Source organism: Chelatococcus sp. KU-N122 (assembly GCF_055391085.1).
Genome location: NZ_AP043981.1, coordinates 8,016,155 through 8,038,913 on the forward strand (window position 1 = coordinate 8,016,155; position 22,759 = coordinate 8,038,913).

A 22,759-nucleotide genomic window follows, 5' to 3' on the forward strand; every position below is an offset into this window, starting at 1 on the left:
GCTTCCAGCACCGATGGGCGCTGAAAAAAAGCGAATGCCGAGGGCTGTCGGCCCTCGGCATCCGCGACCGTGGAACGTGGAACCTGGCTTACGCCTGCGCGGCCGGCAGCGGCGGAATGCGCAGCACCCAGCCCGGCTGGATCAGGTCGGGGTTCTTGACCGGCGGGTTGTTAGCCTTGACGATCTCCGGATACTTGTCGCCGTGGCCCTTGCCGTAGTGCTCCTCGGCGATCTTCCAGAGCGTGTCGCCCTTCACCACGGTGTAGAACTTGGCTTCCGAGCCCGGGGCGGCAACCGTCAGCTGGTTGTCGACCGAAGCGACACCCTTGCTGTTGCCGAGCGTCAGCACGGTCTTCTCAGCTTCTTCCTGGGTGGCGACATTGCCCTTGATGGTGACCTTGTCGCCGTCGACGGTGATCTCGTGGTTGTCCGCGTTGAACCCGGCTTCCTTGAGGTGCTGCTTCAGCCCATCCGGGGTCAGCGCCTCAGCGGCGTGGGCCTCGGTCGTGCCGAACAGCTTGGCACCCGCATCCTTGATAAAGCTGAACAGTCCCATAGCTCACTCCTTCGACGTGGCGCGTTCTACGCCGCTAGATGTAGCGCATGCGCATGTGACATCCAGCTGACAAGCTGTTCAGTACACTTAGCCGTCAAGGAACAAAAGGCTCAAGGCCAGGGAAAGCCCGATTTTGCCTTAAATCGCCAAATATTGACAATCGGGACGATCGACCGAGAACGATTTTTCCCGGCCATGAACGGCTGCATGGGCGCCGCTGCCTTCGGCGCCCTCGCCGCTCACAGTGCGGCCGAGTCCTCCGAGGTCGGCCGGTCGCCCGCGATCAGCGGCTCGACGAAGGCCAGCACCCGCTCGGCCAATTGCTCGGGCGTGCCCTGCCCCGCGCTCAGCACCAGATCGGCGGCCAGTGGCGCCTCGTAGTCCTGGCCTATGCCGGTGAAATCCTTGATGCCGCCGGCCTTGGCGCGGGCGTAGAGGCCCTTGGGATCGCGCTCGGCGCAGATCTCGACCGGCGTATCGACGAAGATCTCGACGAAATCGGCGCCGATGCGCTCGCGCAGGCGTTCACGGTCGGCCCGGAACGGGGAGACGAAGGCGCACAGCACGACAAGACCGGCTTCCATCATCAGCCTCGCCACCTCGCCGGCCCGGCGGATGTTCTCGGCCCGGCTCGCCGCGTCGAAGCCCAGATCAGTATTGAGGCCGATCCTGAGCGCATCGCCGTCGATCAGCATGGTGTGGCGCCCGACCGCGGCCAGCCTGCGCTCGACCAGATTGGCGATGGTCGACTTGCCCGACCCGGGCAGACCCGTGAACCACAGCAGCACCGGCCGCTGATGCTTCAGCCCGGCCCGGGACGAACGGTCCACATCGAAGCCGTGCTGATAGACGTTGGCGGTCCCCAGCGTCTGGGTGACCATGCCGGCGGCGACCGTCGTGTTGGCGAAGCGGTCGATGAGAATGAAGGCGCCCATCTCCCGATTGTCGGCGTAGGGATCGAGCGAGACCGGAGCCCCGGTCTCCACCTCGATCAGCCCGATGCCGTTGAGCGGCAGCTCCTCGACGGCTCGGTCCGTGTAGGTCTCCACGTCGAGCGCGCCGGTGAGCTGGGACACGGTCGCGGGGACGGTGCGCGTGCCGGTCTTGAGCAGGAAGCTGCGGCCCGGCCTGAGCGGCTCCGCCGCCATCCAGACGAGCCGCGCGCGAAAGCGCGTCGTATGGGCCGGCCGCGCCTTAGGCGCTGCCAGCACCTCGCCGCGCGGCGCGTCGATCTCGTCAGCGAGCACGATGGTGACCGCGTCCCCGGCGACGGCCTCAGCCCGGTCGCCGTCGAAGGTGACGATCCGCGCCACCCGGCTGGTGTGGCCGGATGAGGCGATGACGACGTCCTCGCCCACCTCGATGCGGCCGCTCGCCACCGTGCCGGAGAAGCCGCGGAAATCGAGGTTGGGCCGGTTGCCCAGCTGCACCGGCATGCGGAACGGCTGCAAGGTGCGGTCCGTCTCCACGTCCACCTGCTCCAGATGGCCGAGCAGCGTCGGACCATCGTACCAAGGCGTCGACGCGCTCGGCTCCGTGACGTTGTCGCCGAACCGGGCCGACAGCGGGATGGCCTCGATGGTCCGGAAGCCGAGCGGTACGGCGAAAGCACCGAAGTCGGCCACGATGGCGCGGAACGTCGCCTCGTCGAAGCCGACGAGGTCGATCTTGTTGACGGCCAGGACGACGTGCCGGATGCCGAGGAGCGAAGCGATGACCGCGTGCCGCCGGGTCTGGGTCAGCAGCCCCTTGCGGGCATCCACCAGCAGCACGGCGAGGTCGGAGTTGGACGCGCCGGTGGCCATGTTGCGCGTGTACTGCTCGTGGCCGGGTGTATCGGCGACGATGAACGAGCGGCGCAACGTCGCGAAGAAGCGGTAGGCGACGTCGATGGTGATGCCCTGCTCGCGCTCGGCCTCGAGCCCGTCGACGAGCAGCGCCAGATCGACCGAGTCGCCGGTCGTGCCGTGGCGGCGGGAATCCTTCTCCAAGGCCGCCATCTGGTCTTCCAGGATGGCTTTGGTGTCGTACAGCAGCCGGCCGATCAGCGTCGACTTGCCGTCGTCGACCGAGCCGCAGGTGAGGAAGCGCAGCAGGCCGTGCGGCGCATCCGCCAGCGCGGCCTTGGTGGGCGTGAGCGCGTTCATCAGAAATAGCCCTCGCGCTTCTTGCGCTCCATGGACGCCTGGTCGTCGTGGTCGATAACCCGGCCCTGCCGTTCGGACGAACGGGAGAGCGTGAGCTCGCGCACGATGTCCTCGACCGTCATCGCGTCGGACGGAACGGCGCCGGTCAGCGGATAGCAGCCGAGAGTGCGGAAGCGGACCCGTCGCGTCTGTGGGGTCTCGCCCGCCGCCAGCGGCATGCGGTCGTCGTCGACCATGATCAGCGCGCCGTCGCGCTCCACCACCGGCCGCGGCGCGGCGAAGTAGAGCGGCACCACCGGGATCGCCTCGGCCAGGATGTACTGCCAGACGTCGAGCTCGGTCCAGTTCGACAGCGGGAACACCCGCATCGACTCGCCCTTGGCGATGCGCGTGTTGAACAGATGCCAGAGCTCGGGCCGCTGGTTGCGCGGCTCCCAGGCGTGGCTGCTGGTGCGATGGGAGAAGATGCGCTCCTTGGCGCGGCTCTTCTCCTCGTCGCGGCGGGCCCCGCCGAAGGCGGCATCGAAACCCCACTTGTCGAGCGCCTGCTTGAGGCCCTCTGTCTTCATCACCTGGGTATGGACGGCGGAGCCCGAGCGGAACGGATCGATGCCCAAGGCCTCGCCGTCCGGGTTGACGTGGACGAGGAGGTTCAGGCCGAGCTCGGCCGCGGTCTTGTCGCGGAAGGCGATCATCTCGCGGAACTTCCAGGTGGTGTCCACATGCAGCAGAGGAAACGGCAGCGGCCCCGGGAAGAACGCCTTGCGGGCCAGATGCAGCATCACGGCAGAGTCCTTGCCGATCGAATACAGCATCACCGGGTTGCGGAACTCGGCCGCCACCTCGCGGATGATGAAGATCGCTTCGGCCTCCAGACGCGCCAGATGCGGCGACAGCGGCTGGCGCGGCAGTTCGACGGCAGGCAGGTCGGAGGTTCGGGCGAGCGCGGCAGTGGAAGCGTGCATCTTCTTACATTCCGAGGCCGAGCTCGCCGGGCGAGCGTCGGTGTTGGCAGCCTGGAGGCAAATGGGGCAGCGGCGCCATGAGCCTTCGCGCGAGAGCGGCGGACACCTCGATCAGATCGGAGCTGCCGCTCTATCTCTTTGTCCTAGCATCGAAATAAGCTCAAAACGATGTCCGCGTCCGAGTCCGACGCTTGAGAGCATTTTCGACCGGATGACGTCATCCAGTTGCAAAGACATGCTCCAACTCGTTCGATCCGGAGTACTTCCTTCGCAATTGGGCAAGCCCGCCCAATCGCAAAAACGCTCCAGTACGGCAAGCTGAAGACTTATTTGGCAACGCGCAGCCACGGTCGGGCGCCGGGCGGCGTCTGTTCCACCTCGTCGAGGCCGGCGGGCTGGTAGTGCACGTCGACATCCTTGATGCGGCCTTCGAGCAGCGCCTTCAACGTGCCGGCGTGGGAGATCGCGAACGCATCGAAGCCGCAGCGCCGCATCAGCGGGATCTGGTCGCGCAGCACCTCGCCCGACGCGCGCAGCTCGCCGCTGAAGCCATGGCGCTCCCGCAGCAGCCGGGCCAGCGAGTAGGCGCGGCCGTCGGTGTACTTGGGAAAGCTCAGCACGATCAGCGAGAAGCGGTGGAGATCGGCCTCGATGCCGTCGAGCCCCTCCCCCGCTTCGAGCTTGAGGCCGAGGGGCGCATTGCGACCGCTCACCCCTTCCAGCTCGGCCAGGAAGCGAGCCTTGGAGATCAGCGCCGGGCTATCGGCCGGCAGCCGCTCGTCGTCGCCGGGCGTGATCCAGGGATCGTCGACAATCTGGCCGTCCTTGACCAGCGTGGTCATGCGGGCCTCCCGACGGTCTGCGGCTGCGGCAGGTGGATGCCACACTCGGTCTTGTCCTGGCCGCGCCAGCGGCCGGCGCGTGCATCTTCACCGGCGGCCACCTGCGTGGTGCAGGGGGTGCAGCCGATGGACGGATAGCCCGCCGCCACCAGCGGATGAGCCGGCAGGTGGTGCTCGCGCAGATAGGTCGCGACGTCGGCCATGCTCCACGCCGCCAGCGGGTTGATCTTCACGTGGGTGTCGCTGGCGTCGAAGGCGGGGATCTGCTCCCGCGTCGAGGCCTGATAGCGCTTGCGGCCGGTGATCCAGGCGTCGAACGGCTGCAACGCGGCCGCCAGCGGCTCGACCTTGCGGAAGCCGCAGCAGGCATCCGCGTCGAGCGCGAACATCGCGCCGAGCGGATCGCGCGCCTCCGCCACCGCGGCCGCGGGGCCGACGGTGCGCACATCGGTCAAGCCCAGCGCGGCCACCAGCCGATCCTTGTAGGCGAGCGTTTCGGGGAAGAGCCGGCCGGTGTCGACAAAGACCACCGCCACGCCGGCATCGATCTCGGCGGCCATATGCAGCAACACCGCCGACTCGGCGCCGAAGCTCGATACCAGCGCCGCCCGGCCGGCGACCTGCTCGTCCAGCACCAGCCGCAGAATGTCACGTGGCGGCCGGTGGCCGTACCGCGCGTCAAGCGCACGCGCGCGGCCAGCGAGGTCCGCAGCCGACGCGATCGCTCCCGTGGGCGCGCTCCCGCCCACCAACGCCGTCGCCATCTCAAGCGGCCTCGGCATAGAGCGCCTCGCGGAAGGGCGCCTCGCCCAGCCGGCGCACGACCTCAAGGAAGCTCTCGCGCGGGCTTTCGCGCAAGCGCACGTAAGTGTCGACGATGGTCTCCACCGCGTCCACCACTTCGGCGGACGAGAAGCCCTTGCCGACGATGTCGCCGATGGAGCAGTTCTCGTCGCCGGAGCCGCCGAGCGTGATCTGGTAGAATTCCTCGCCCTTGCGATCGACGCCGAGGATGCCGATGTGGCCGACGTGATGGTGCCCGCAGGCGTTGATACAGCCTGAGATCTTGATCTTGAGGTCGCCGATCTCGCGCTGCCGGTCGAGGTCCCCGAAGCGCTGGGCGATACGCTGGGCGACGGGAATCGAGCGCGCATTGGCCAGGGCGCAATAGTCGAGCCCCGGGCAGGCGATGATGTCGGTGATCAGCCCCGCATGCGGCGAGGCGAGGCCGGCCCGCTGGAGCTCGGCGTAGACCTGCGGCAGGTCGCCGAGCTTGACGTGCGGCAGAACCAGGTTCTGCTCGTGGCTGACACGCACCTCGTCGGAGGCGTAACGCTCGGCGATGTCGGCCACCGCCTCCATCTGCGCCGCCGAGATGTCGCCGGGCACCTCGCCCACACCCTTGAGCGTGATCGTGGCGATGCCGTAGCCGGCAACACGATGCGGGGTGACGTTGCGCTCGGCCCAGGCCGCGAAGCCCGCGTCGATCGCCTGCGCCTGCTCGTAGGCCTCGGACAGGGCGGGCAGCGCCTCGTGGGCCGGCGGCGCGAAATAGGCGGCGATGCGGTCGAGCTCGGCCTTGGGCAAGGTGAGCGCCTGGCCCTGGATCGCCGCGTACTCCTCCTCGACGCGGCGGCGGATCTCGTCGACGCCGGCCTCGTGGATCAGAATCTTGATGCGCGCCTTGAACTTGTTGTCGCGCCGGCCGAACTGGTTGTAGACGCGCAGGATCGCCTCGCAATAGCTCAGCAATTCGCTCTCGGGCAGGAACTCCCGGACGAGCTTGCCGATGAGCGGGGTCCGGCCCAGGCCGCCGCCGACATAGACGGTGAAGCCCAGTTGACCGTCCCTGTCGCGTACGATCTGCAGGCCGATGTCGTGCACCTGGATGGCTGCCCGGTCATGGGCCGCGCCGCTGACGGCGATCTTGAACTTGCGCGGCAGATAGGTGAACTCCGGGTGCAGCGACGACCACTGCCTGAGGATCTCGGCATAGGGCCGCGGATCGGCAAGCTCGTCGACCGCTGCGCCGGCAAAATGATCCGCCGAGACGTTGCGGATGCAATTGCCGGACGTCTGGATGGCATGCATCTCGACTTCGGCGAGCTCGCCCAGGATCTCCGGCACGTCCCTGAGCTCGATCCAGTGGAACTGGAGGTTCTGGCGCGTGGTGAAATGGCCGAAGCCGCGGTCGTAGCGCTTGGCGATGTGGGCCAGCTTGCGCAGCTTGGCACTGTCCAACCCGCCATAGGGAATGGCAATGCGCAGCATGTAGGCGTGCAGCTGAAGGTAGAGGCCGTTCATCAGCCGCAGGGGCTTGAACTCGTCCTCGGTCAGCTCGCCTGACAGGCGCCGGCCGACCTGGTCGCGAAACTGCTCCACGCGTTGCGAAACGAAGCGGCGATCGAACTCATCATAGCGATACATGGTCTTGTCCTGCGGGTCTGCATCCCCGCACCCTGCCCCGGGGCGAACGTGCGCCGCCGGCCCGTTGTTGTCGCTTTCGACTATGCGGCGGCGTGCACCAGCGTACGGTTCTCGCGGATCGTGGGACCGCCCTGGGCCCGGATGCGCTCGCGCAGGAGCACCGGCCGCACCGTCGCGCCCTCACGAAGCACATCGATGAGGTAGGGCTCGACCACCACGTCGCGCTGGACATCGCGATTGCCGCGCTCCAGCAGGCGCTCGGCGGTCGCCGGGTCGTCGGCCACCTCCGCATCGGCAATGGCGCCCGACCAGGTACCGACGGCAGTGAGGAACACCACCGATCCCGTGATCAGCGCATTGGCCGTCACAACCTGCGGCGAAAGCCCCTTGGCCGCTCGCTTCATAGCGAAGAAATCCCCTGTGCCACTGACGCGGGTGAACCCGCACTCGCTAACTATTCCGATGTGAGGGACCGTTTAACATGGTGCAAGAGCGAGAGAAAGAAATTCTCCGACAAAAAATGAAAATACGGCTATTTAACATTATATGATCGTTAAATAACCGATCAGGTCCGATCCGTGAACAACGTTCCCCGCACGATATGGACGGCGGCGCGGTCGCCGACGCTCAGCGATTGCTGGTTCGGCACCTCGACCTCGACCCGCGTCCCGGTCGCGTCGAGCGTCAATTCGGCGCGGCGGCCGGCCACTGTGCGCCGCAGTCCGACGACGGTGCCGGCGAGGCCGCCGCCGCACGCGCCAGGGGTGAGCACCACGTCGGCCGGGCGCAGGTAGAGCTGGGCGGGACCGTCCTTGCTGGCCCCCACGTTTACGTCGAGGAACAGCCCGCCCAGGCGGACGCGGCCGCCGTCGACGATCGCCGGCAGGCTCGTGGTGTCGCCGACGAACGACATGACGAACGCCGAGGCCGGCGCGTCGTAGACCTGGTCCGGCGTGCCGATCTGCTCCAGGCGGCCGTTGTTGAGGATCGCCACGCGGTCGGCGAGCTCGAGGGCCTCGTCCTGGTCGTGGGTGACGAAGATGGTGGTGTGCCCGGTGCGGCCGTGCAGCTCGCGCAGCCAGCGGCGCAGATCCTTGCGCACCTTGGCGTCGAGGGCGCCGAACGGCTCGTCGAGCAGCAGCACCCGTGGCTCGACGGCGAGCGCGCGGGCCAGCGCCACGCGCTGGCGCTGGCCGCCCGAGAGCTGCGCCGGGTAGCGGCCGCCGAGGCCGCCGAGCTGCACCAGATCCAGGAGCTCGGCCACCCGCTGGCGGATCGCCGTCCGGCTCGGCCGCCGGTCGCGGCTGCGCACGCGCAGGCCGTAGCCGACGTTCTCGGCCACCGTCATGTGCTTGAACAGCGCATAGTGCTGGAAGACGAAGCCGACCTGCCGCTCCTGCACGCTGAGCCGCGTGGCATCGGTGTCGCCGAAGAAGACGTGGCCGCTGGCCGGCCGCTCCAGCCCGGCGATCACCCGCAGCAGCGTCGTCTTGCCGGAGCCGGACGGGCCCAGCAGCGCCACCAGCTCGCCGGCCTTGATCTCGAGGCTTACATCGCAAAGCGCAGGCGAGGCTCCGAAATCCTTGCTGATCCCGGCCACGCGGATGTCCAAGGAGGGGCTCCGATCAATGGGCTGTCCGTCCTGATATGGCGTCGCCAAACCGCCATTCGAGAATGGATTTGCCCACGAGGGTGAGGAGGGCCAGGAGAGCGAGGAGCGAGGCGACGGCAAAGGCCGCGACGAAGTTGTACTCATTGTAGAGGATCTCGACGTGAAGGGGCATCGTGTTGGTGAGGCCGCGGATGTGGCCGGACACGACGGAAACGGCGCCGAACTCACCCATGGCGCGCGCGTTGCAGAGCAGCACGCCATAGAGCAGCGCCCAGCGGACATTGGGCAAGGTCACGGTGAGGAAGGCGCGCAGGCCGCCGGCGCCCAGCGTCATCGCCGCCTCTTCATCGGAATTGCCCTGCTCCTGCATCAGCGGGATCAACTCGCGAGCAACGAACGGAAAGGTGACGAAGACAGTCGCCAGCACGATGCCCGGCACCGCAAAGACAATGCGGATATCGTGCGCCTGCAGCCATGGACCGAGCAGCCCCTGGGCCCCGAACAGCAGCACATAGACGAGACCCGACACCACCGGAGACACCGAGAACGGCAGGTCGATCAGCGTGATCAGGAAGCTCTTGCCGGCGAACTCGAACTTGGCGATCGCCCAGGCGGCAGCGATGCCGAACACCAGGTTGAGCGGCACGGCGATCGCGGCCACCAGCAGGGTGAGGCGGATGGCCGCCCGGGCGTCAGGCTCCTGGAACGCCGCCAGATAGGCGCCGATGCCCTTGCGCAGGGCCTCGACGAAGACGACCGTCAGCGGCAGCAGCAGAAAGAAGGCGAGGAAGGCGACGGCGACGAGGGTGGCGATGACACGCGTCGCCCGACGCTCGGTGGTGACGTCGGTCGCCCCGGCCGAGGCGCGCGGGGGGCTGTGCCCGGCTGTGTCAACCATGGCCGAACCTCCGCCGGCTCCAGGCCTGCAGCAGGTTGATCGCGAACAGCATGAGGAAGGCGAGCGCCAGCATGATCGTCGCGATGACGGTGGCGCCCGTATAGTCGAACTCGGACAGCTTGATGACGATGAGCAGCGGCGCGATCTCGGACACGAACGGCAGGTTGCCGGCGATGAAGATCACCGAGCCGTATTCGCCGACGGCGCGGGCGAAGGCGAGCGCCAGCCCGGTCAGCACCGCTGGCAGCAGCGGCGGCAGCAGCACCTGGCGCAGCGCCTGCGAGCGGCTGGCACCGAGGGTCGCGGCTGCCTCCTCCAGCTCGCGGTCGAGGTCGGCGATCAGCGGCTGCACGGTCCGCACGGTGAACGGCAGGCCGATGAACACCAGCGCGACGAAGATGCCGAGCGGCGTGAAGGCGACCTTCACACCCAGGGCGGCGAGCGGGGCGCCGATCCAGCCGTTCGGGGCGTAGAGCGCCGCGAGCGCGATGCCCGCCACGGCCGTCGGCAGGGCGAACGGCAGGTCCACCATGGCGTCGACGAACTTGCGGCCGGGGAAGTCGTAGCGCGTCAGCACCCAGGCGACGAGCAGGCCGAAGACCGAGGCGACCAGGGCCGCAACGGCCGAGACGCCGAAGCTGACGCGCAGGGCGGCGAAGACGCGCGGCTCGAGCGCCACCGCCACGATGCCGGACAGCCCGACCGTGGACGCCTTGAGCACCAGCGCCCCCAGCGGCAGCAGCACGATGAGGCTGAGGTAGACAATGGTGTAGCCGAACGAGATCCCGAAGCCCGGGATCACGCTCGGCTGCTTCCAGCGCCAGCCCCCGGCCGGAGCCGGGGCGATCACGGCGGCGTTCATTTGGCCCCGCGGGCTGCCGCGTAGATCTGGTCGAACACGCCGGCGGATTCGAAATAGTCCTTCTGGATCACGTCCCAGTTGCCGAGGAGCTCCTCGATCGGGAACGTCTTCACCGGCGGCAGCGCCGCCTCGCCCTTGGCGGCAGCCGTGTCGCTGGGACGGTAGCGGTGCTTGGCGATGATGGCCTGCGCCTCCGGCTCATAGAGGAACTTGAGATAGGCCTCGGCAACCTTGCGCGTGCCCTTCTTGTCGACGTTGCCGTCGACCAGCGCGACAGGGGGCTCGGCCAGGATGGAGACCGGCGGCACGACGATGTCGACCTTGTCCTTGCCGAACTCCTCGGCGATCAGATAGGCCTCGTTTTCCCAGGCCGGCAGCACGTCGCCGAGACCGCGCTGCGCGAAGGTGACGGTCGAGCCCCGCGCGCCGGTGTCGAGCACCGGGACGTTCTTGTAGAGCGCGGTGACGAACTCCCTGGCCTTGGCAGGGTCCTTGCCCGACGCGTTCAGGGCATGGCCCCAGGCGGCGAGGAAGTTCCAGCGGCCGCCGGCGGAGGTCTTCGGATTGGGCGTGATCACCTGCACGTCCGGCTTGACCAGGTCGTCCCAGTCCTTGATGGCCTTGGGGTTGCCCTTGCGCACCACGAACACCACGGTCGAGGTGTAAGGCAGGCCGCGATTCGGCAGCTTCTCGCGCCAGTCGGCCGGAATCTTCTTGGTGATCTTGGCGATCGCGTCGATGTCGGAGGGGATGCCCAGCGTGACCACGTCGGCATCGACGCCATCGATCACGGTGCGGGCCTGGGCGCCCGAGCCGCCGTGGGACGTGCGCACGGTGATCTCCTCGCCCGTCTGCTTCTTGTAGCTCTCGGCAAACGCCTTGTTGACGTCGCGATAGAGCTCGCGCGTCGGGTCGTAGGAGACGTTCAGGATGCTCGTCTCGGCCGCCGCCGGACCGCAGCCGGCGATCAGGACGGGTCCGCCGAGGAGCCCGAGGGCGAGGCCCAGGGCCGGCAAGCGGCCGAACAGCCGGGCTTCGATGCGCGTGTTCATGGTACGTCTCCGGCGACCGGGTTCACATCCTTACTAGCCAAAAGCAACGCGCGCGCAAGTGAAATAGTATAATTTACATATCGTATGTGTTATTATGAAAACAATGCCACCATCATGGCCCTTGCCTTGCGGCACGCGACCGTCCACAGGAGAAGCGGGGGTTTCGCCCGCGCGCCCCGGAAAGGCGCCCGACACAAGGCATCTGGAGCGTGCGCGCGAAAAGTGGAGTCCCGTCGCCGCCATGCCGTGGGGTGAGCCCCGATCTAACACAGGACGAGCCATGAACCGCTTCAGCAGCGTCGTCGATGCCATCGGCAACACCCCCCTGATCCGTCTCAAGCACGCGTCCGAGCTCACCGGATGCGAGATCTACGGCAAGGCCGAGTTCATGAACCCGGGCCAATCGGTGAAGGATCGGGCGGCGCTCTACATCATCAAGGACGCGGTCGCTCGCGGCGCGCTCAGGCCCGGCGGCGTCGTGGTCGAAGGCACGGCCGGCAACACCGGCATCGGGCTCGCCGTCGTCGGCAACGCGCTGGGCTTCCGCAGCGTTATCGTCATCCCGGAGACGCAGGCGCAGGAGAAGAAGGACGCGCTGGTGCTGCTCGGCGCCGAGCTGGTGCAGGTGCCGGCGGTCGCCTACGCCGATCCCAACAATTACGTGAAGGTCTCGGGCCGACTGGCGGAGGAGCTGGCGCGCACCGATGCCGCCGGCGCCGTCTGGGCGAACCAGTTCGACAACGTGGCCAACCGCTTGGCCCACATCGAGACCACGGGCCCGGAAATCTGGGAGCAGACCGACGGCAAGATCGATGGCTTCACCTGCGCGGTTGGCAGCGGCGGCACGCTCGCCGGCATCGCCATCGCGCTGAAGGAGCGCAACCCGGCCGTGCGCATCGCCCTGAGCGATCCCCTCGGCGCGGCGCTCTATTCCTACTACACCACCGGCGAGCTCAAGTCGCACGGCTCCTCCATCACCGAGGGCATCGGCCAGGGCCGCATCACCGCCAATCTCGAGGATGCGCCGATCGACGTCGCCTACGAGATCCCGGACGAGGAGGCGCTGCCGCTCATCTTCGACCTGCTCGAGCACGAGGGCCTGTGCCTGGGCGGCTCCTCCGGCATCAACATCGCCGGGGCCATCCGGCTGGCGCGCGAGATGGGGCCCGGCCACACCATCGTGACCATCCTGGCCGACTACGGCAACCGCTACCAGTCCAAGCTGTTCAACCCGGCGTTCCTGCGGTCCAAGGATCTGCCGGTGCCGGGCTGGCTCGAGCGCAGCGCGGGGATCAAGGCGCCGCTGGTGTAACCCGCGGGGTACGCTGGAGCGCTTTGCGATTGGGTGGACTCACCCAATCGCGGGAAAGCGCTCCAGATTCAAAAGGCTATGAGCATTTCTCTGCCATTGGATGGGTCCATCCAATGGCGAAATGCTCTAGTGTGGTGGATCTGAAGTTCCTGCCCCCCACACGGCACCAGCGTTCAGGAACTTCAGATCTATTAAACCACACTAGAATCATAGAGTTGCTAGTGTGGCTTAGGAATCCGAAATTCGCTCCCAGCGCTGCCCCAGGGTGGTGCGAATTTCGGATTCGCCACACTAGGCTTCCTCCCGCAGCAGGACATTGTCGGCCGGCGCGTCGAGCGTCCAGTGCACGCCCTCGGGGCGTAGCGCAGCTCGACCTCGCCCTCCAGGGTCCTCGCCACGGTCCGCTCGATCACGACCTGGCCGAAGCCGCGGCGGCTCGGCGGCGCGACCGGCGGCCCGCCTTCCTCGCGCCAGCTCATGCGGAAGCGATCCCCGTCGCCCGCCGTCTCGATCGACCAGTCGATGCTCACGCGGCCCTCGGGCGTCGACAGCGACCCGTACTTGGCCGCGTTCGTCGCCAGCTCGTGCAGCGCCAGGCCCAGGTGCTGGATCGCATCGCCGCCGAGCGTCACCGGCGGCCCGTCGAGGCTGATCTGTCCGCCGATGAGATCGGCGGCGTGGCCGAGCTGGGAGCGGATCAGCACGGCGAGCGGCACGCCGGCACCGGTTTCCTGCACCAGCAGGTCTTGCGACGCCGACAGCGACTGCAGCCGTTCGCCGAAGCGGTGCAGGAACTCCGGCAGGGTTTCGGAGCCGGCGGCGGTCTGGCGCGCCATCGCCTGAATCACCGCGAGCATGTTCTTGGAGCGGTGCGTCACCTCGCGCATGAGGAAGCGCAGGCGCTGCTCGCCCTGCTTGAGCTCGGTGATGTCGACGGCGGCGCAGTAGAGCCGCACGCCCTCGTCGCCGAACGTCGGCTCCGCATGGATGTCCCACCAGCGCGTGCCCTCGGCGGTCTCGATCGACAGCTCTCCGGTCTGGGTGCCGCCGCTCTGCAGCGCGCTGCGCTTCAGCGCCAGCATGCGCGTGCGCGACGCTTCGGGGATGATGTCCTCGTCGGTCTTGCCGACGGTCTCCGCCTCGGAGAGCCCGAGCCCGAAGATCGGCCGGCTGACCCAGATGTAGGTCAGCGTCTCGTCCTGGATGAACAGCGTGACACCGCTGCCGCGCAACGCGAACTCATACCGGTAGCGAGCCTCGTCCAGGTCCCGCGTGCGCTCGCCGACGCGCGTCTCCAGCTCGTCGCGCACCGTCTGGAGTTCCCGGAGCGTGCGCACATGGGCCTCGGCCTCGGCGATCAGGCGCGCGTTGGCGCGCCTGATGTCGGCGTGGGAGGGAATCGCCGCGATGACGTTCGGCATGCGCCAGATGGCGACCAACACCCCGAGGCCGGCAACGGCAATCATGAGCCGCGCCACGGCAAGCCACGCGTCGTCGAGGCCCGTCGCCGCCGCCACCCCGATCACGCTCGAAGCGCCGACCACGACCAGGAAGGCCGACACGCGCCAGGCAATGCGCCGGTACGGCAGGACCAGATCCTCACGGCGGCGCACGATCTGCACGATGGCGAGGACGATGACGAAGCAGGCAAGCGCGATCAGCGCGTTGGCGAGCGCATCGAGGAGGCGCACGCCAGGCCCGGCGGCCGCAGCTTCAAGGCTCACGCGGGGCCCTCGCTGGCGAACGGCGCGCCGTGCCGCCGGCCGCCCGCTGTCAAGCTGTCGCCTGGGGCGGAACCTTGTCCTGCGGCAGGGCGTTGGTCAGACGAGACCTGATGCAAGGAGTTGAACATGGGCGCCTGGTTCGGCAGCAGTAGAAACGTCGACGTCATGGACGAGATCGACGCGATCCGATCGGAGCTCGGCAACATTACTAACCGCATTTCTCGGGTTGCGGGAGCGGCCGGGGACAATCTGCGCAGCAATGTCGAGCAATTGCGCGACAGCATGCCCTCCGCCAGCCAGGCCCAGGACCGTCTGGGCCGCGCGGCGCGGAATGCGCTGGGCCAGAGCAGGGACTGGCTCGGCACGGCTGAAGGCCAAGTCAACGACGGTTGGCGGCAGGCGCGGGGCTCGGTCGAGCGCAATCCGGCGCTGGCGTTGGCCGTCGCCGCCGGCATCGGCTTCCTGATCGGCCTGACCGTCCGGCGCTGACGGGCAGGCCGGGCGCACGCGAGCAGGCCGGGCATCGCCCGGCCTTTGCCGTGCTTGGCGCCCGTCCCGGGGACGGACCTGGGCATTCCGGAGTGGGCGGGGGCTCGCAGGTGCGGCGCTTGCTGCCGGTCAAGGGTGTCCACACCCCACCGGAAGGCGTTGCGGCCGCCCGAGGGCAGACCGCCCGCCCCTGCGCCGGCCATCAGGCCGCCGGCCTGCGCTCCGCCCTGCGGTCGAAGAACAGGGCCTGGCTGATCGCCGCCTTCACCGTGTCGATCTGGAAGGGCTTGGTGATGAGGAAGGCCGGCTCCGGCCGTTCGCCGGTGAGCAGCCGCTCGGGATAGGCGGTGATGAAGATCACCGGCACCGAGAAGCTGGTGATCATCTCGTTCACGGCATCGATGCCCGAGCTGCCATCGGCGAGCTGGATATCGGCGAGCACCAGGCCGGGCCGGTGCGTCTGCGCGGCCAGAACCGCCTCGCGATGCGTGCGCGCGGTCGCCGTCACCGTGTGGCCCATCTCCTCCACCAGCGATTCCAGGTCCATGGCGATGACCGGCTCGTCTTCGATGATCAGCACGTCGGTCGCGACCTGCTCGGCGATTTCGCGGCCGGCCTCGTCGATCAGCTGGCGCGCGTCCTCCATCGGCACGTCGAGAATGCTCGCCGCTTCCTCCAGCGAGAAGCCCTCGACCGTGCGCAGAAGGAAGGCCTGCCGCGGCCGCGGCGTGATCGCATCGAGGTTGCGCTCGGCCGGGCTCGACGATACCCGGGTCAGCCTGCCGTTGTCGCCGACGGTGTTCCACAGCGACAGGAACACGCGGTAAAGTCCGAGCTTGGGGCGCACGTCGGAGGGGAAGATCGAGGCGTCGGTGACAATGGCCTCCAGCGTGGCCACCACGTAGGCGTCTCCGCTCGCCTGGGAACCGCTCAGGGCGCGGGCGAAGCGGCGGAGATAAGGAAGGTGCGGCGCAATCTCTTGCGATAGGGACATCTGCTGGACCTCTTGAAGTCTCGCGCGTGCGGTCGTTCTGAAACAGCGATATGGCAAAAATGTTCCGTTCACGCCGGAACAATCATGGAAAAACGGCGTTGGCTGACATCGATCGCCCATGCCCCGCCCGGGGGATAGATCGTTTGCGCTTCGCGGAAGGAGGCGCAGGAGAGACAGAAATGAAGAACAGCTCCAACAACGGGGATGCTGCTGGATTGCCGTCGGCCGGAGGCAGCGGCTGGCACGACGAGGGCAAGCGCGCGGGGCGCACGCCGCTCAACGAGACGCTGCAACATGTGATCGGGTCGCAGCTCAAAGCGGCCTATGATGAGGTGGTGCGCCAGCCGGTTCCCGATCGTTTTCTGGAGTTGCTGGCCAAGCTCGACAGTGTGCAGGCGTCCGACGCCGAGGCCGCGGCCGAGCCCGACGAAGGGAAGCGCGCGTGACGGATCCACAACGCTTCAAGGACGGCTTGCTCGGCGAACTGCAAAGCCTGAGAGCGTTTGCGATTTCGATTGCAGGCAACGTGGAGCGTGCCGACGATCTCGTTCAGGACACCTTGATGAAGGCGTGGAGCAACATGCACGCCTACACGGAAGGCACCAACCTCAGAGCCTGGCTGTTCACTATTCTTCGCAACACCTTCTACTCAGAATACCGCAAGCGTTCGCGCGAAGTCGAGGACGACGGCACTTATTCCGAGCGTCTGGCCGTACATGCCGAGCAGGACGGCCACATGGATTTCACCGACTTCAAAGCGGCGCTGGCGCAATTGCCGGCTGACCAGCGCGAAGCCTTGATCCTCGTCGGCGCCTCCGGCTTTTCCTACGAGGAAGCGGCCGAGATCTGCGGCTGCGCCCTGGGCACGATCAAGAGCCGCATCAATCGCGCCCGCTCCCGCCTGGTCGCCCTGCTCGCGGTCGATTCGGGCGACGAGTTCGGACCGGACGCGCGCTCTCACGCCGTACTCAGCTCTGGACCGCTCTCCACGCCCATCGGGGAGTAGCCCCGGCGGCCATGGCCAGCTTTGCGACGTTCCGATCCCGCCTGATCTGTCTGTTTGCGCTTGCGACTTTCCCGGCAGTGGCCCTGGCCCTGGCGTTGTCGTGGCACGTCTACCGCACGGCGAACAGGACCAGCGAGGACGGCTATCGCCAGACGGCGGTGAACGTCGCCGGGCAGGCGCGCGGTGTCATCAGCGGCACGCGGCGGATCGCCAACACCCTGCTTGCCGCCGCCGGTTCCGACGTCGGCGGCGCCGACTGCAAGAACCGTCTGCTCCAAACCGCCGAAGTCAATGGCCAGTACAGCACGATTGCCGTCGTGGCCGATGACGGCATCCCATGCGGCACAGGGCAATTGGCGGAGCTCGACCAGTTCCCGCGGGCATCGCTGCTGGCGCCGTTGGCATCGCAACCACCCGACGAACGGACGGGGACCGACGCTGCCGCCCGCCGGCCGCCGGGCGGGCGGGCGGACACGGTGCTGGTCGGTCGCGGTCCGCTCGGGCCGCGCGTCGCCGTTTCCGTGCGGGCGAGCCCGACGTCCGTGCTCGCCTTCGTCATCGACCCGGCCTGGTGGCGCAAATCGATCACCGACGTCGCCCCGACCGCCGGCGGCACGGTCGCAATCGTCGACAGCGACGGCCAAGTCATCGGCGCGGCCGGCGATGAAAGCCGCTCCCCGTCTTGGTTGCCGTCGACGCTGGCGGCGCTCGCCACGCCAAACGGCCTCGGCCTCGCCAAGGCCGACAGCCGGGACGGACGCGCCTTCGCCTATTCGTCCGAGCCCGTCGACGCGGCCTTGACCGCGATCGCCGGCTTTCCACGCATCTCGTTCGGTCCGGCGGAGCGGCAGCTGGCGATCGGCCTGGTGTTTCCGTTCCTGCTGTTCGTGATCGTGCTGGCGGTTGCCTGGATCGCCATCGACCGGCTCTTCCTGCACTGGATCCGGCGGCTCGACGCCACGGCGCGGCGACTGGCCTTCGGCGACTTCAGCGTCAAGGCGGAGCTGCCGGACGACGCGCCGCTGGAGCTGCGCCAATACGCCAACGCCTTCGACCAGATGACCCAGGTGCTCGGCTCCCGCACGCGCGAGCTGGCGACGGTGGCACAGCAGCGCAGCGCCCTGCTGCGCGAGCTGCACCATCGGGTGAAGAACAATTTTCAGGTCATCGCGAGCTTTCTCAACCTGATGAAGCGCGAGCGCTCCGGCGAGGCGCGCCAAGCGCTCGCCTTTGCCGAAAGCCGGGTCCACGCCATGGCCGCCGCCTACAAGCTCGCGCTGGCCCAGGGCGACATCCGGCTGGTGTCGGTCCCGGTGGTCATCGAGGACGTCGTGGCCTACGTCCAGCATGCGGCCGGCCTGCCGGGGAACACCATCACGCTGCGCCAGCACGACAACGGCGCCTTCCTCGACCTCGACCATGCCATTCCGCTGGCCCTGCTGCTGGTCGAGACCCTGTGGCCGCTGCTGATGGCGCCGCTGGCGAGCCGCGTCGGCCTCACGGTGGAGGTCAAGGAGTTCGACCGGGCGATGTCGCTCGTCATCACCGCGCCGGCCCATACCGAGGAGATCAGGAGCGGGCGCTTTCAGAAGGCGTTTCTTGACCAGATCGGTGCCGCCCCGCTCGCCGATGTCGCCGCGATCCTCGCCGTGACCATGCCGACACAGCAGGCGGCAGCGGTTTAGAGCCGCGCACCCGACGCGGGACGCCGGCGGCCGGAACGGGATTATCTCCCCGAAGCCCCCTCGACCGAACGAAAGCCCGCCGAATCGTCTTCGGCGGGCTCCGTGACGGCTCGGCGGCGGGCGCCGATAGCTAGATGGGGTTGCGCCCTCGCAGCACGCCGGCCAGCGCCGAGATGGCGAAGAGCACCAGCGCAACGACAAAAATGATCTTGGCGATGCCGACAGCCGTGCCAGCAATGCCGCCGAAGCCAAGCGCAGCTGCGATCAATGCAATGATCAAAAAGGTTAGAGCCCAGCTGAACATGGAGTTCTCCTTGTGAAACGCATCCCGCTCATCAAGGAGCGGGCGTGCATGTTCTGTGAGGGTGAACGCCGATACGAAGGATGTGTTCCGCCGCGGGCTGAGGACGGCCCCGCCCCCTTGGGATGCTTGTCAGCTCGCATACGTATTTCGGCCGTCTGCAAATGCCCGCGGGCTGGCCGATCCGACCCCGGCCAACTATTGATGCGCCGCTCAGGTTCGGGCGTCACGCCGCCGGCAATCCCGACACCGCCGAGCACAGATTCCGAACAGGTATCCAGGCAGAAATCGCCCGGGCGCAACAGCATTGGCTGAGGGGATAATCATGGCACGAGCCTCACGAGCTATGTCGGAGCGCACGGCCCGCTCGTCTTTGCTTGGCGAAATCGCGACGATTGTGTCGGGCGCGCTGCTGGTTGCCGGTTCGGCGACGTCCGCGTGGTCACAGAGTGGCGCGGGCAATTCCGCTCCTGCGCCAGGTAGCCCGTTGACGCTGGATGTCATCGAGGTCACCGCCCGGCGCAGCGAGGAGCCGCTGACCAAGGTGCCCGTCAGCGTCGGACTGGTGCTGCCGCGCGACATCGAGCTGGAGGCGCCGAGCAATGCCGCCGTCGATATCTCGCGCAACGTGCCGAACTACAGCGTGACCGACGTCGGCAACCCGCTCTTCGCCTTCGGCGCGATCCGCGGCATCGGTACGCTGAGCTTCCCGCAGAACCCGTTCGACTCGACCATCGGCTACGCACTCGGCGGCACCCCGATCTCCATGTACGCGGGCACGCAGCAGCTGCTCGACGTGGCGCGCGTCGAGGTGCTGCGCGGGCCGCAAAACGTGCTGTACGGGCGCTCGAGCGAAGGCGGCACGGTCAATATCGTGCCCGCCGAGGCGGACGGGGTTCGCGACATCAGGGTGCGGGGCGAGGTTGGCAGCAACGGCAACTACCTCAGCGATCTCATCGTCGGCGGCACGATCGTTCCCGGCGTCCTGAACGGGCGGGCGGCGATCCGCTTCACCGGCAACCACGGCGACGTCACGAATCTGATCGGCGGCCAGGAGCTGCCGGCCAACGAGATCGGCGCTGCCCGCGGCGCGCTCCGCTTCTTCCTCGGTGATCGCACGACCGTCACGGTTTCCGGCTTCTACGAGAAGAACAGAAGCGACACGTTCAACTACATACTTCGCGACGGCCCGGGCTATCCGGCCGCGGCGCTGGACCAGCCACTGGGGTTCAAGCGGAACCTTGCGTTGGGCAATGTCGAGGTCAAGCACGAATTCGACAGGTTCGACCTGACGGGGACGTTCGGCGTCCAGAACATCCAGGCGAAGATGCGATCGGACAACACCGACGGGCTCATCTACGGCCAGCTGATGGGCCGGCCGTTCGGTTCGTTCTCCAGCCCGTCCTGCTCGGATTGCACGCGTTACAGCTTCGACGAGCGCGCCTACTCAGGCGAGGTTCGGGCCAGCTCCAAGCCGAACGATCCGCTGCGCTGGATCGCGGGCCTCAGCATCTACAGCTCGCGCTTCGAGCAGGGTGGCACCAACAGGAGCTCCTTCGGCCCGACGCAAAACGGTCTCTACGACGCCAAGCTCAACCTCGACAGCTATTCGGCCTTTGCCGAGGCCGGCATCCCGTTAGACGAACGCTGGACGCTAACGCCGGGCGTGCGCATCGGCTACGATACGATCTCACGGGCCGGCTCCTACCTGTCCAACGGCGCGGCGGGAACCGTCCCCAGCTTCAACGAGTTCGGCAAGGTCAGCGATCCCTTCGCCGCCGGCGGCGTGACGCTGAGCTTCAAGCCGAACGACGGTTCCCTGCTCTGGGGATCGGTGAAGCGCGGCTATTCGAGCGCGGGCTTCCCCTATTTCAATATCTACTCCGTCTTCGGCAAGCCGGCGCCGTCGTATCCCGCGTCCTACGCCTGGACCTACGAGCTGGGCGGCCGCACCACCGTGCTGGACGACCGGGTGTCGCTCGACGGCACGATCTTCTACAACGACGTCTCCAAGGGGCACGTCAACTCGTTCGATCTTCTCGCCAACACCTTCGTCATCGCCGCGCTCGACTACCGCACTTACGGCTTCGAGCTCTCAGCGCGGACGAAGATCACGGATGGCTGGACCGCCTACGGCAAGCTCGGCTACGTCCACGCCACGTTCGCCAACGTGCCGGCGACGGATACCACCGGCGCCCGCAACGGCGGCCGCCTGCCGGGTATTCCGACCTGGTCCGGCGTCGTCGGCCTGGAGAACCGGCTCCCGCTCGAACCGTATGGGCTGAAGGGCAATCTGGTCTCCAGCGCCGAGCTGCAGTTCGTCGCGGGGCAGCGGACCGCCGACATCGCCAACACGTTCGATCTTCGCCCCTACAGGATCGTCAATGCGCGCTTCGGCTGGGCGACCGAGGGCTTCAAGGTCTACGGGTTCGCGCGCAATCTGTTCAACGCGACCGTCGAGCTCGCCGGCACGGCCTATTCGCCGCAGGTCCTGGCGGTGACGCCCGGGCTCGGCCGGGTCATCGGCCTCGGCGCCGAGGCGTCCTTCTGACCCCCGCCGGGCTTGCGGCGAGTCCACTCCCGGCCAGTTTAGAACCAGATTAAGTTATTGCATTTGCAATGAAATTTCGCCACCGCTAGACTTCCGCCGCGTATGCGACGCGCGGCGGCGGGCGAGCCGTCCCGGGAAGGCGGTGGGACAGTGGTGCATGCCGGAATCGATCAGCGGTGGCGTGGGGGCGGCACGCACTCGTCCTCGATCCTCGCCGATATCGCCAGCGCCTGGGGCTACGATTGCGAGATGTCGTGCCGCGGCTGCGCGCTGGCGGAAGGGATGATCGCCACCCACCGGCTCCCCTGCGGCCTGAACGTCTGTGCCAGCGAGCTGCTCACGCTGGAGGACAACGTGAGGGTCGGCTTCGTCAGCCGCTCCCTGCTGATCTCCGTCAACCTCGACGGCTCCGCGATCAACTACGCGCTCAACGACGGTGCCGCGACGCGCGTGACGCCCGGCAGCGCAGCTGTCGTCGCCACCCGCGATGCGGCGCGCCTGGCGTCGAGCTACCGGACCGGAGAGAGTTCGCGCCTGCTCGTCGTGCAGGCCTGCCTGGACCACCTGCATGACGCGGAACTGGCCGAGCATCTGGACCACCGGCTTCGGTCGGCGCGCATAGCCCCCCTCGTCTTGAACGGCCGGACCCGGGGGCTCGTGCAAGCCCTCTTCGCTCCGGCACAGGGCGGCGTGGTGGGCCGGCTGCGTGCCGAAAGCTGTGCCCTCGACCTCGTCGCCGCGGTGCTCGAGGCGGAGCACGACGGCGATGGCGAAGGCGCGCAGGGCGCTTCGGTGCGCCCGCGCGATCAAGCCAAGATCATGCTGATCCGCGACAAGCTGATCGCGAACCTCGATGCGGACCACCGGCTCTGCGACCTTGCCAGGGAGGCGGGCATGAGCGCGAGCACCTTCAAGCTCAAGTTCGCGGCCGTCGTCGGCCAGCCCGTCTTCCAGTTCCTCCGCGAACAACGGCTCGACCGCGCGCGGGACGGTCTGCGCAGCGACGGCTGGACCGTATCGCAGGCCGCCTATTACGTGGGCTACCGGCACCCGACGAATTTCGCGACGGCGTTTCGACGGCGGTTCGGCGTGCCGCCCAAGGAGGTCCACCGGCATTGAGCCGGCCTCCCGCATAGGTCTTTCGGCCGTGCCCAAACGACGCCTCCCTGGCTCCGCGGCAGCGCCCGATCTAGAGCATCTCTCACCCACGCGCGGAGCGCTTCGCGATCGGGCGGATCCAACCAGATCTCAAGAAAAGCGCTTCATATTCAATAAATTGTATCATTTCTACCCGCGCCGGTGAGGTCATCTGATCGGATAGAAATGCTCAAGCCGC

General features: G+C 67.6%; 21 protein-coding genes. 7 read left to right on the forward strand and 14 right to left on the reverse strand.

The genetic code is table 11. The annotated features are described in order from the left end of the window. Positions 1-88: 88 nt before the first annotated feature. From lysM to ACZ5PO_RS36240, 11 genes are all read right to left on the reverse strand, one after another. Positions 89-556: a peptidoglycan-binding protein LysM gene (gene lysM / locus ACZ5PO_RS36190; RefSeq protein ID WP_464187633.1), complete on the reverse strand. Its 468-nt coding sequence runs from the start codon at positions 554-556 to the stop codon at positions 89-91. A gap of 239 nt (positions 557-795) precedes the next feature. Continuing rightward, positions 796-2,703 carry a sulfate adenylyltransferase subunit CysN gene (gene cysN / locus ACZ5PO_RS36195; RefSeq protein WP_464187635.1) on the reverse strand — a complete coding sequence of 636 codons (1,908 nt, stop codon included), beginning with the start codon at positions 2,701-2,703 and terminating at the stop codon, positions 796-798. Continuing rightward, a complete protein-coding gene (gene cysD / locus ACZ5PO_RS36200) occupies positions 2,703-3,668 on the reverse strand; it encodes a sulfate adenylyltransferase subunit CysD (RefSeq protein WP_464187637.1) in 966 nt (321 codons plus the stop codon). The genes cysN and cysD overlap by 1 nt, the downstream gene beginning before the upstream one ends. Before the next feature lie 326 nt (positions 3,669-3,994). Next, positions 3,995-4,510 carry a DUF934 domain-containing protein gene (locus tag ACZ5PO_RS36205; RefSeq protein WP_464187639.1) on the reverse strand — a complete coding sequence of 172 codons (516 nt, stop codon included), beginning with the start codon at positions 4,508-4,510 and terminating at the stop codon, positions 3,995-3,997. Then, the gene (locus ACZ5PO_RS36210; protein WP_464197176.1) at positions 4,507-5,274 is read right to left on the reverse strand and encodes a phosphoadenylyl-sulfate reductase; all 768 of its coding nucleotides are present in this window, start codon (positions 5,272-5,274) and stop codon (positions 4,507-4,509) included. Before ACZ5PO_RS36210 ends, ACZ5PO_RS36205 begins: the two co-directional genes overlap by 4 nt. Position 5,275: 1 nt before the next feature. Next, a complete protein-coding gene (locus ACZ5PO_RS36215; RefSeq protein WP_464187641.1) occupies positions 5,276-6,937 on the reverse strand; it encodes a nitrite/sulfite reductase in 1,662 nt (553 codons plus the stop codon). 80 nt (positions 6,938-7,017) lie between these two features. Next, on the reverse strand, positions 7,018-7,341 hold the full coding sequence (locus ACZ5PO_RS36220; RefSeq protein ID WP_464187643.1) for a DUF2849 domain-containing protein: 324 nt from the start codon (positions 7,339-7,341) through the stop codon (positions 7,018-7,020). A 161-nt stretch (positions 7,342-7,502) separates the two neighbouring features. Continuing rightward, positions 7,503-8,549, reverse strand: coding sequence for a sulfate/molybdate ABC transporter ATP-binding protein (locus tag ACZ5PO_RS36225; RefSeq protein ID WP_464187645.1), 1,047 nt, complete (start codon positions 8,547-8,549; stop codon positions 7,503-7,505). A 13-nt stretch (positions 8,550-8,562) separates the two neighbouring features. Continuing rightward, positions 8,563-9,447, reverse strand: coding sequence for a sulfate ABC transporter permease subunit CysW (gene cysW, locus ACZ5PO_RS36230; protein WP_464187647.1), 885 nt, complete (start codon positions 9,445-9,447; stop codon positions 8,563-8,565). Beyond that, a complete protein-coding gene (gene cysT / locus ACZ5PO_RS36235; protein WP_464187649.1) occupies positions 9,440-10,309 on the reverse strand; it encodes a sulfate ABC transporter permease subunit CysT in 870 nt (289 codons plus the stop codon). Before cysT ends, cysW begins: the two co-directional genes overlap by 8 nt. Next, positions 10,306-11,361: a sulfate ABC transporter substrate-binding protein gene (locus ACZ5PO_RS36240; protein WP_464187651.1), complete on the reverse strand. Its 1,056-nt coding sequence runs from the start codon at positions 11,359-11,361 to the stop codon at positions 10,306-10,308. The genes cysT and ACZ5PO_RS36240 overlap by 4 nt, the downstream gene beginning before the upstream one ends. A gap of 280 nt (positions 11,362-11,641) precedes the next feature. On the opposite strand from ACZ5PO_RS36240, the gene ACZ5PO_RS36245 reads away from it, so the two are divergent. Then, positions 11,642-12,673, forward strand: a complete 1,032-nt coding sequence (locus tag ACZ5PO_RS36245) for a cysteine synthase A (protein WP_464187653.1) — start codon at positions 11,642-11,644, stop codon at positions 12,671-12,673. 218 nt (positions 12,674-12,891) lie between these two features. On the opposite strand, the gene ACZ5PO_RS36250 is transcribed toward ACZ5PO_RS36245, so the two are convergent. Continuing rightward, complete coding sequence (locus tag ACZ5PO_RS36250; RefSeq protein WP_464187655.1) at positions 12,892-14,397, reverse strand: sensor histidine kinase; 1,506 nt, start codon at positions 14,395-14,397, stop codon at positions 12,892-12,894. Between the two features lie 165 nt (positions 14,398-14,562). Here ACZ5PO_RS36250 and ACZ5PO_RS36255 point away from each other — a divergent pair, with 165 nt between their 5' ends. Continuing rightward, on the forward strand, positions 14,563-14,886 hold the full coding sequence (locus tag ACZ5PO_RS36255; protein ID WP_464187657.1) for a hypothetical protein: 324 nt from the start codon (positions 14,563-14,565) through the stop codon (positions 14,884-14,886). Positions 14,887-15,088: 202 nt separating this feature from the next. Here ACZ5PO_RS36255 and ACZ5PO_RS36260 read toward each other — a convergent pair whose 3' ends face one another. Beyond that, complete coding sequence (locus ACZ5PO_RS36260; RefSeq protein ID WP_464187659.1) at positions 15,089-15,880, reverse strand: response regulator; 792 nt, start codon at positions 15,878-15,880, stop codon at positions 15,089-15,091. Positions 15,881-16,059: 179 nt separating this feature from the next. Here ACZ5PO_RS36260 and ACZ5PO_RS36265 point away from each other — a divergent pair, with 179 nt between their 5' ends. Genes ACZ5PO_RS36265 through ACZ5PO_RS36275 form a run of 3 tightly spaced genes read left to right on the forward strand, consistent with a single transcriptional unit; the run spans position 16,060 to position 18,571 of the window. Then, a complete protein-coding gene (locus ACZ5PO_RS36265) occupies positions 16,060-16,326 on the forward strand; it encodes a NepR family anti-sigma factor (RefSeq protein ID WP_464187661.1) in 267 nt (88 codons plus the stop codon). Beyond that, the gene (locus tag ACZ5PO_RS36270; protein WP_464187663.1) at positions 16,323-16,886 is read left to right on the forward strand and encodes a sigma-70 family RNA polymerase sigma factor; all 564 of its coding nucleotides are present in this window, start codon (positions 16,323-16,325) and stop codon (positions 16,884-16,886) included. Before ACZ5PO_RS36265 ends, ACZ5PO_RS36270 begins: the two co-directional genes overlap by 4 nt. Before the next feature lie 11 nt (positions 16,887-16,897). Beyond that, positions 16,898-18,571 (forward strand): sensor histidine kinase, encoded by a 1,674-nt coding sequence (locus tag ACZ5PO_RS36275; RefSeq protein ID WP_464187665.1) that lies wholly within the window; start codon positions 16,898-16,900, stop codon positions 18,569-18,571. Between the two features lie 130 nt (positions 18,572-18,701). Here the strand turns inward: ACZ5PO_RS36275 and ACZ5PO_RS36280 are convergent, their stop codons facing one another. Beyond that, entirely contained in the window at positions 18,702-18,875 is a 174-nt protein-coding gene (locus ACZ5PO_RS36280) for a DUF1328 domain-containing protein (protein WP_464187667.1), read from the reverse strand. Between the two features lie 484 nt (positions 18,876-19,359). Here ACZ5PO_RS36280 and ACZ5PO_RS36285 point away from each other — a divergent pair, with 484 nt between their 5' ends. Together ACZ5PO_RS36285 and ACZ5PO_RS36290 are read left to right on the forward strand one after the other, a co-directional pair. Next, positions 19,360-21,423, forward strand: a complete 2,064-nt coding sequence (locus ACZ5PO_RS36285; RefSeq protein ID WP_464187669.1) for a TonB-dependent receptor — start codon at positions 19,360-19,362, stop codon at positions 21,421-21,423. Between the two features lie 102 nt (positions 21,424-21,525). After that, positions 21,526-22,542: an AraC family transcriptional regulator gene (locus ACZ5PO_RS36290; protein WP_464187671.1), complete on the forward strand. Its 1,017-nt coding sequence runs from the start codon at positions 21,526-21,528 to the stop codon at positions 22,540-22,542. The last annotated feature ends 217 nt before the right edge of the window (positions 22,543-22,759 follow it).

Coding starts and splice junctions, on each gene's coding strand:
- cysN (WP_464187635.1), bottom strand. CDS start 2,703: ATGAACGCGCTCACGCCCACCAAGGCCGCGCTGGCGGATGCGCCGCAC.
- ACZ5PO_RS36220 (WP_464187643.1), bottom strand. CDS start 7,341: ATGAAGCGAGCGGCCAAGGGGCTTTCGCCGCAGGTTGTGACGGCCAAT.
- cysD (WP_464187637.1), bottom strand. CDS start 3,668: ATGCACGCTTCCACTGCCGCGCTCGCCCGAACCTCCGACCTGCCTGCC.
- ACZ5PO_RS36240 (WP_464187651.1), bottom strand. CDS start 11,361: ATGAACACGCGCATCGAAGCCCGGCTGTTCGGCCGCTTGCCGGCCCTG.
- cysW (WP_464187647.1), bottom strand. CDS start 9,447: ATGGTTGACACAGCCGGGCACAGCCCCCCGCGCGCCTCGGCCGGGGCG.
- ACZ5PO_RS36255 (WP_464187657.1), top strand. CDS start 14,563: ATGGACGAGATCGACGCGATCCGATCGGAGCTCGGCAACATTACTAAC.
- ACZ5PO_RS36210 (WP_464197176.1), bottom strand. CDS start 5,274: ATGGCGACGGCGTTGGTGGGCGGGAGCGCGCCCACGGGAGCGATCGCG.
- ACZ5PO_RS36290 (WP_464187671.1), top strand. CDS start 21,526: ATGCGACGCGCGGCGGCGGGCGAGCCGTCCCGGGAAGGCGGTGGGACA.
- ACZ5PO_RS36205 (WP_464187639.1), bottom strand. CDS start 4,510: ATGACCACGCTGGTCAAGGACGGCCAGATTGTCGACGATCCCTGGATC.
- ACZ5PO_RS36215 (WP_464187641.1), bottom strand. CDS start 6,937: ATGTATCGCTATGATGAGTTCGATCGCCGCTTCGTTTCGCAACGCGTG.
- ACZ5PO_RS36245 (WP_464187653.1), top strand. CDS start 11,642: ATGAACCGCTTCAGCAGCGTCGTCGATGCCATCGGCAACACCCCCCTG.
- ACZ5PO_RS36265 (WP_464187661.1), top strand. CDS start 16,060: ATGAAGAACAGCTCCAACAACGGGGATGCTGCTGGATTGCCGTCGGCC.
- ACZ5PO_RS36260 (WP_464187659.1), bottom strand. CDS start 15,880: ATGTCCCTATCGCAAGAGATTGCGCCGCACCTTCCTTATCTCCGCCGC.
- lysM (WP_464187633.1), bottom strand. CDS start 556: ATGGGACTGTTCAGCTTTATCAAGGATGCGGGTGCCAAGCTGTTCGGC.
- ACZ5PO_RS36275 (WP_464187665.1), top strand. CDS start 16,898: ATGGCCAGCTTTGCGACGTTCCGATCCCGCCTGATCTGTCTGTTTGCG.
- cysT (WP_464187649.1), bottom strand. CDS start 10,309: ATGAACGCCGCCGTGATCGCCCCGGCTCCGGCCGGGGGCTGGCGCTGG.
- ACZ5PO_RS36280 (WP_464187667.1), bottom strand. CDS start 18,875: ATGTTCAGCTGGGCTCTAACCTTTTTGATCATTGCATTGATCGCAGCT.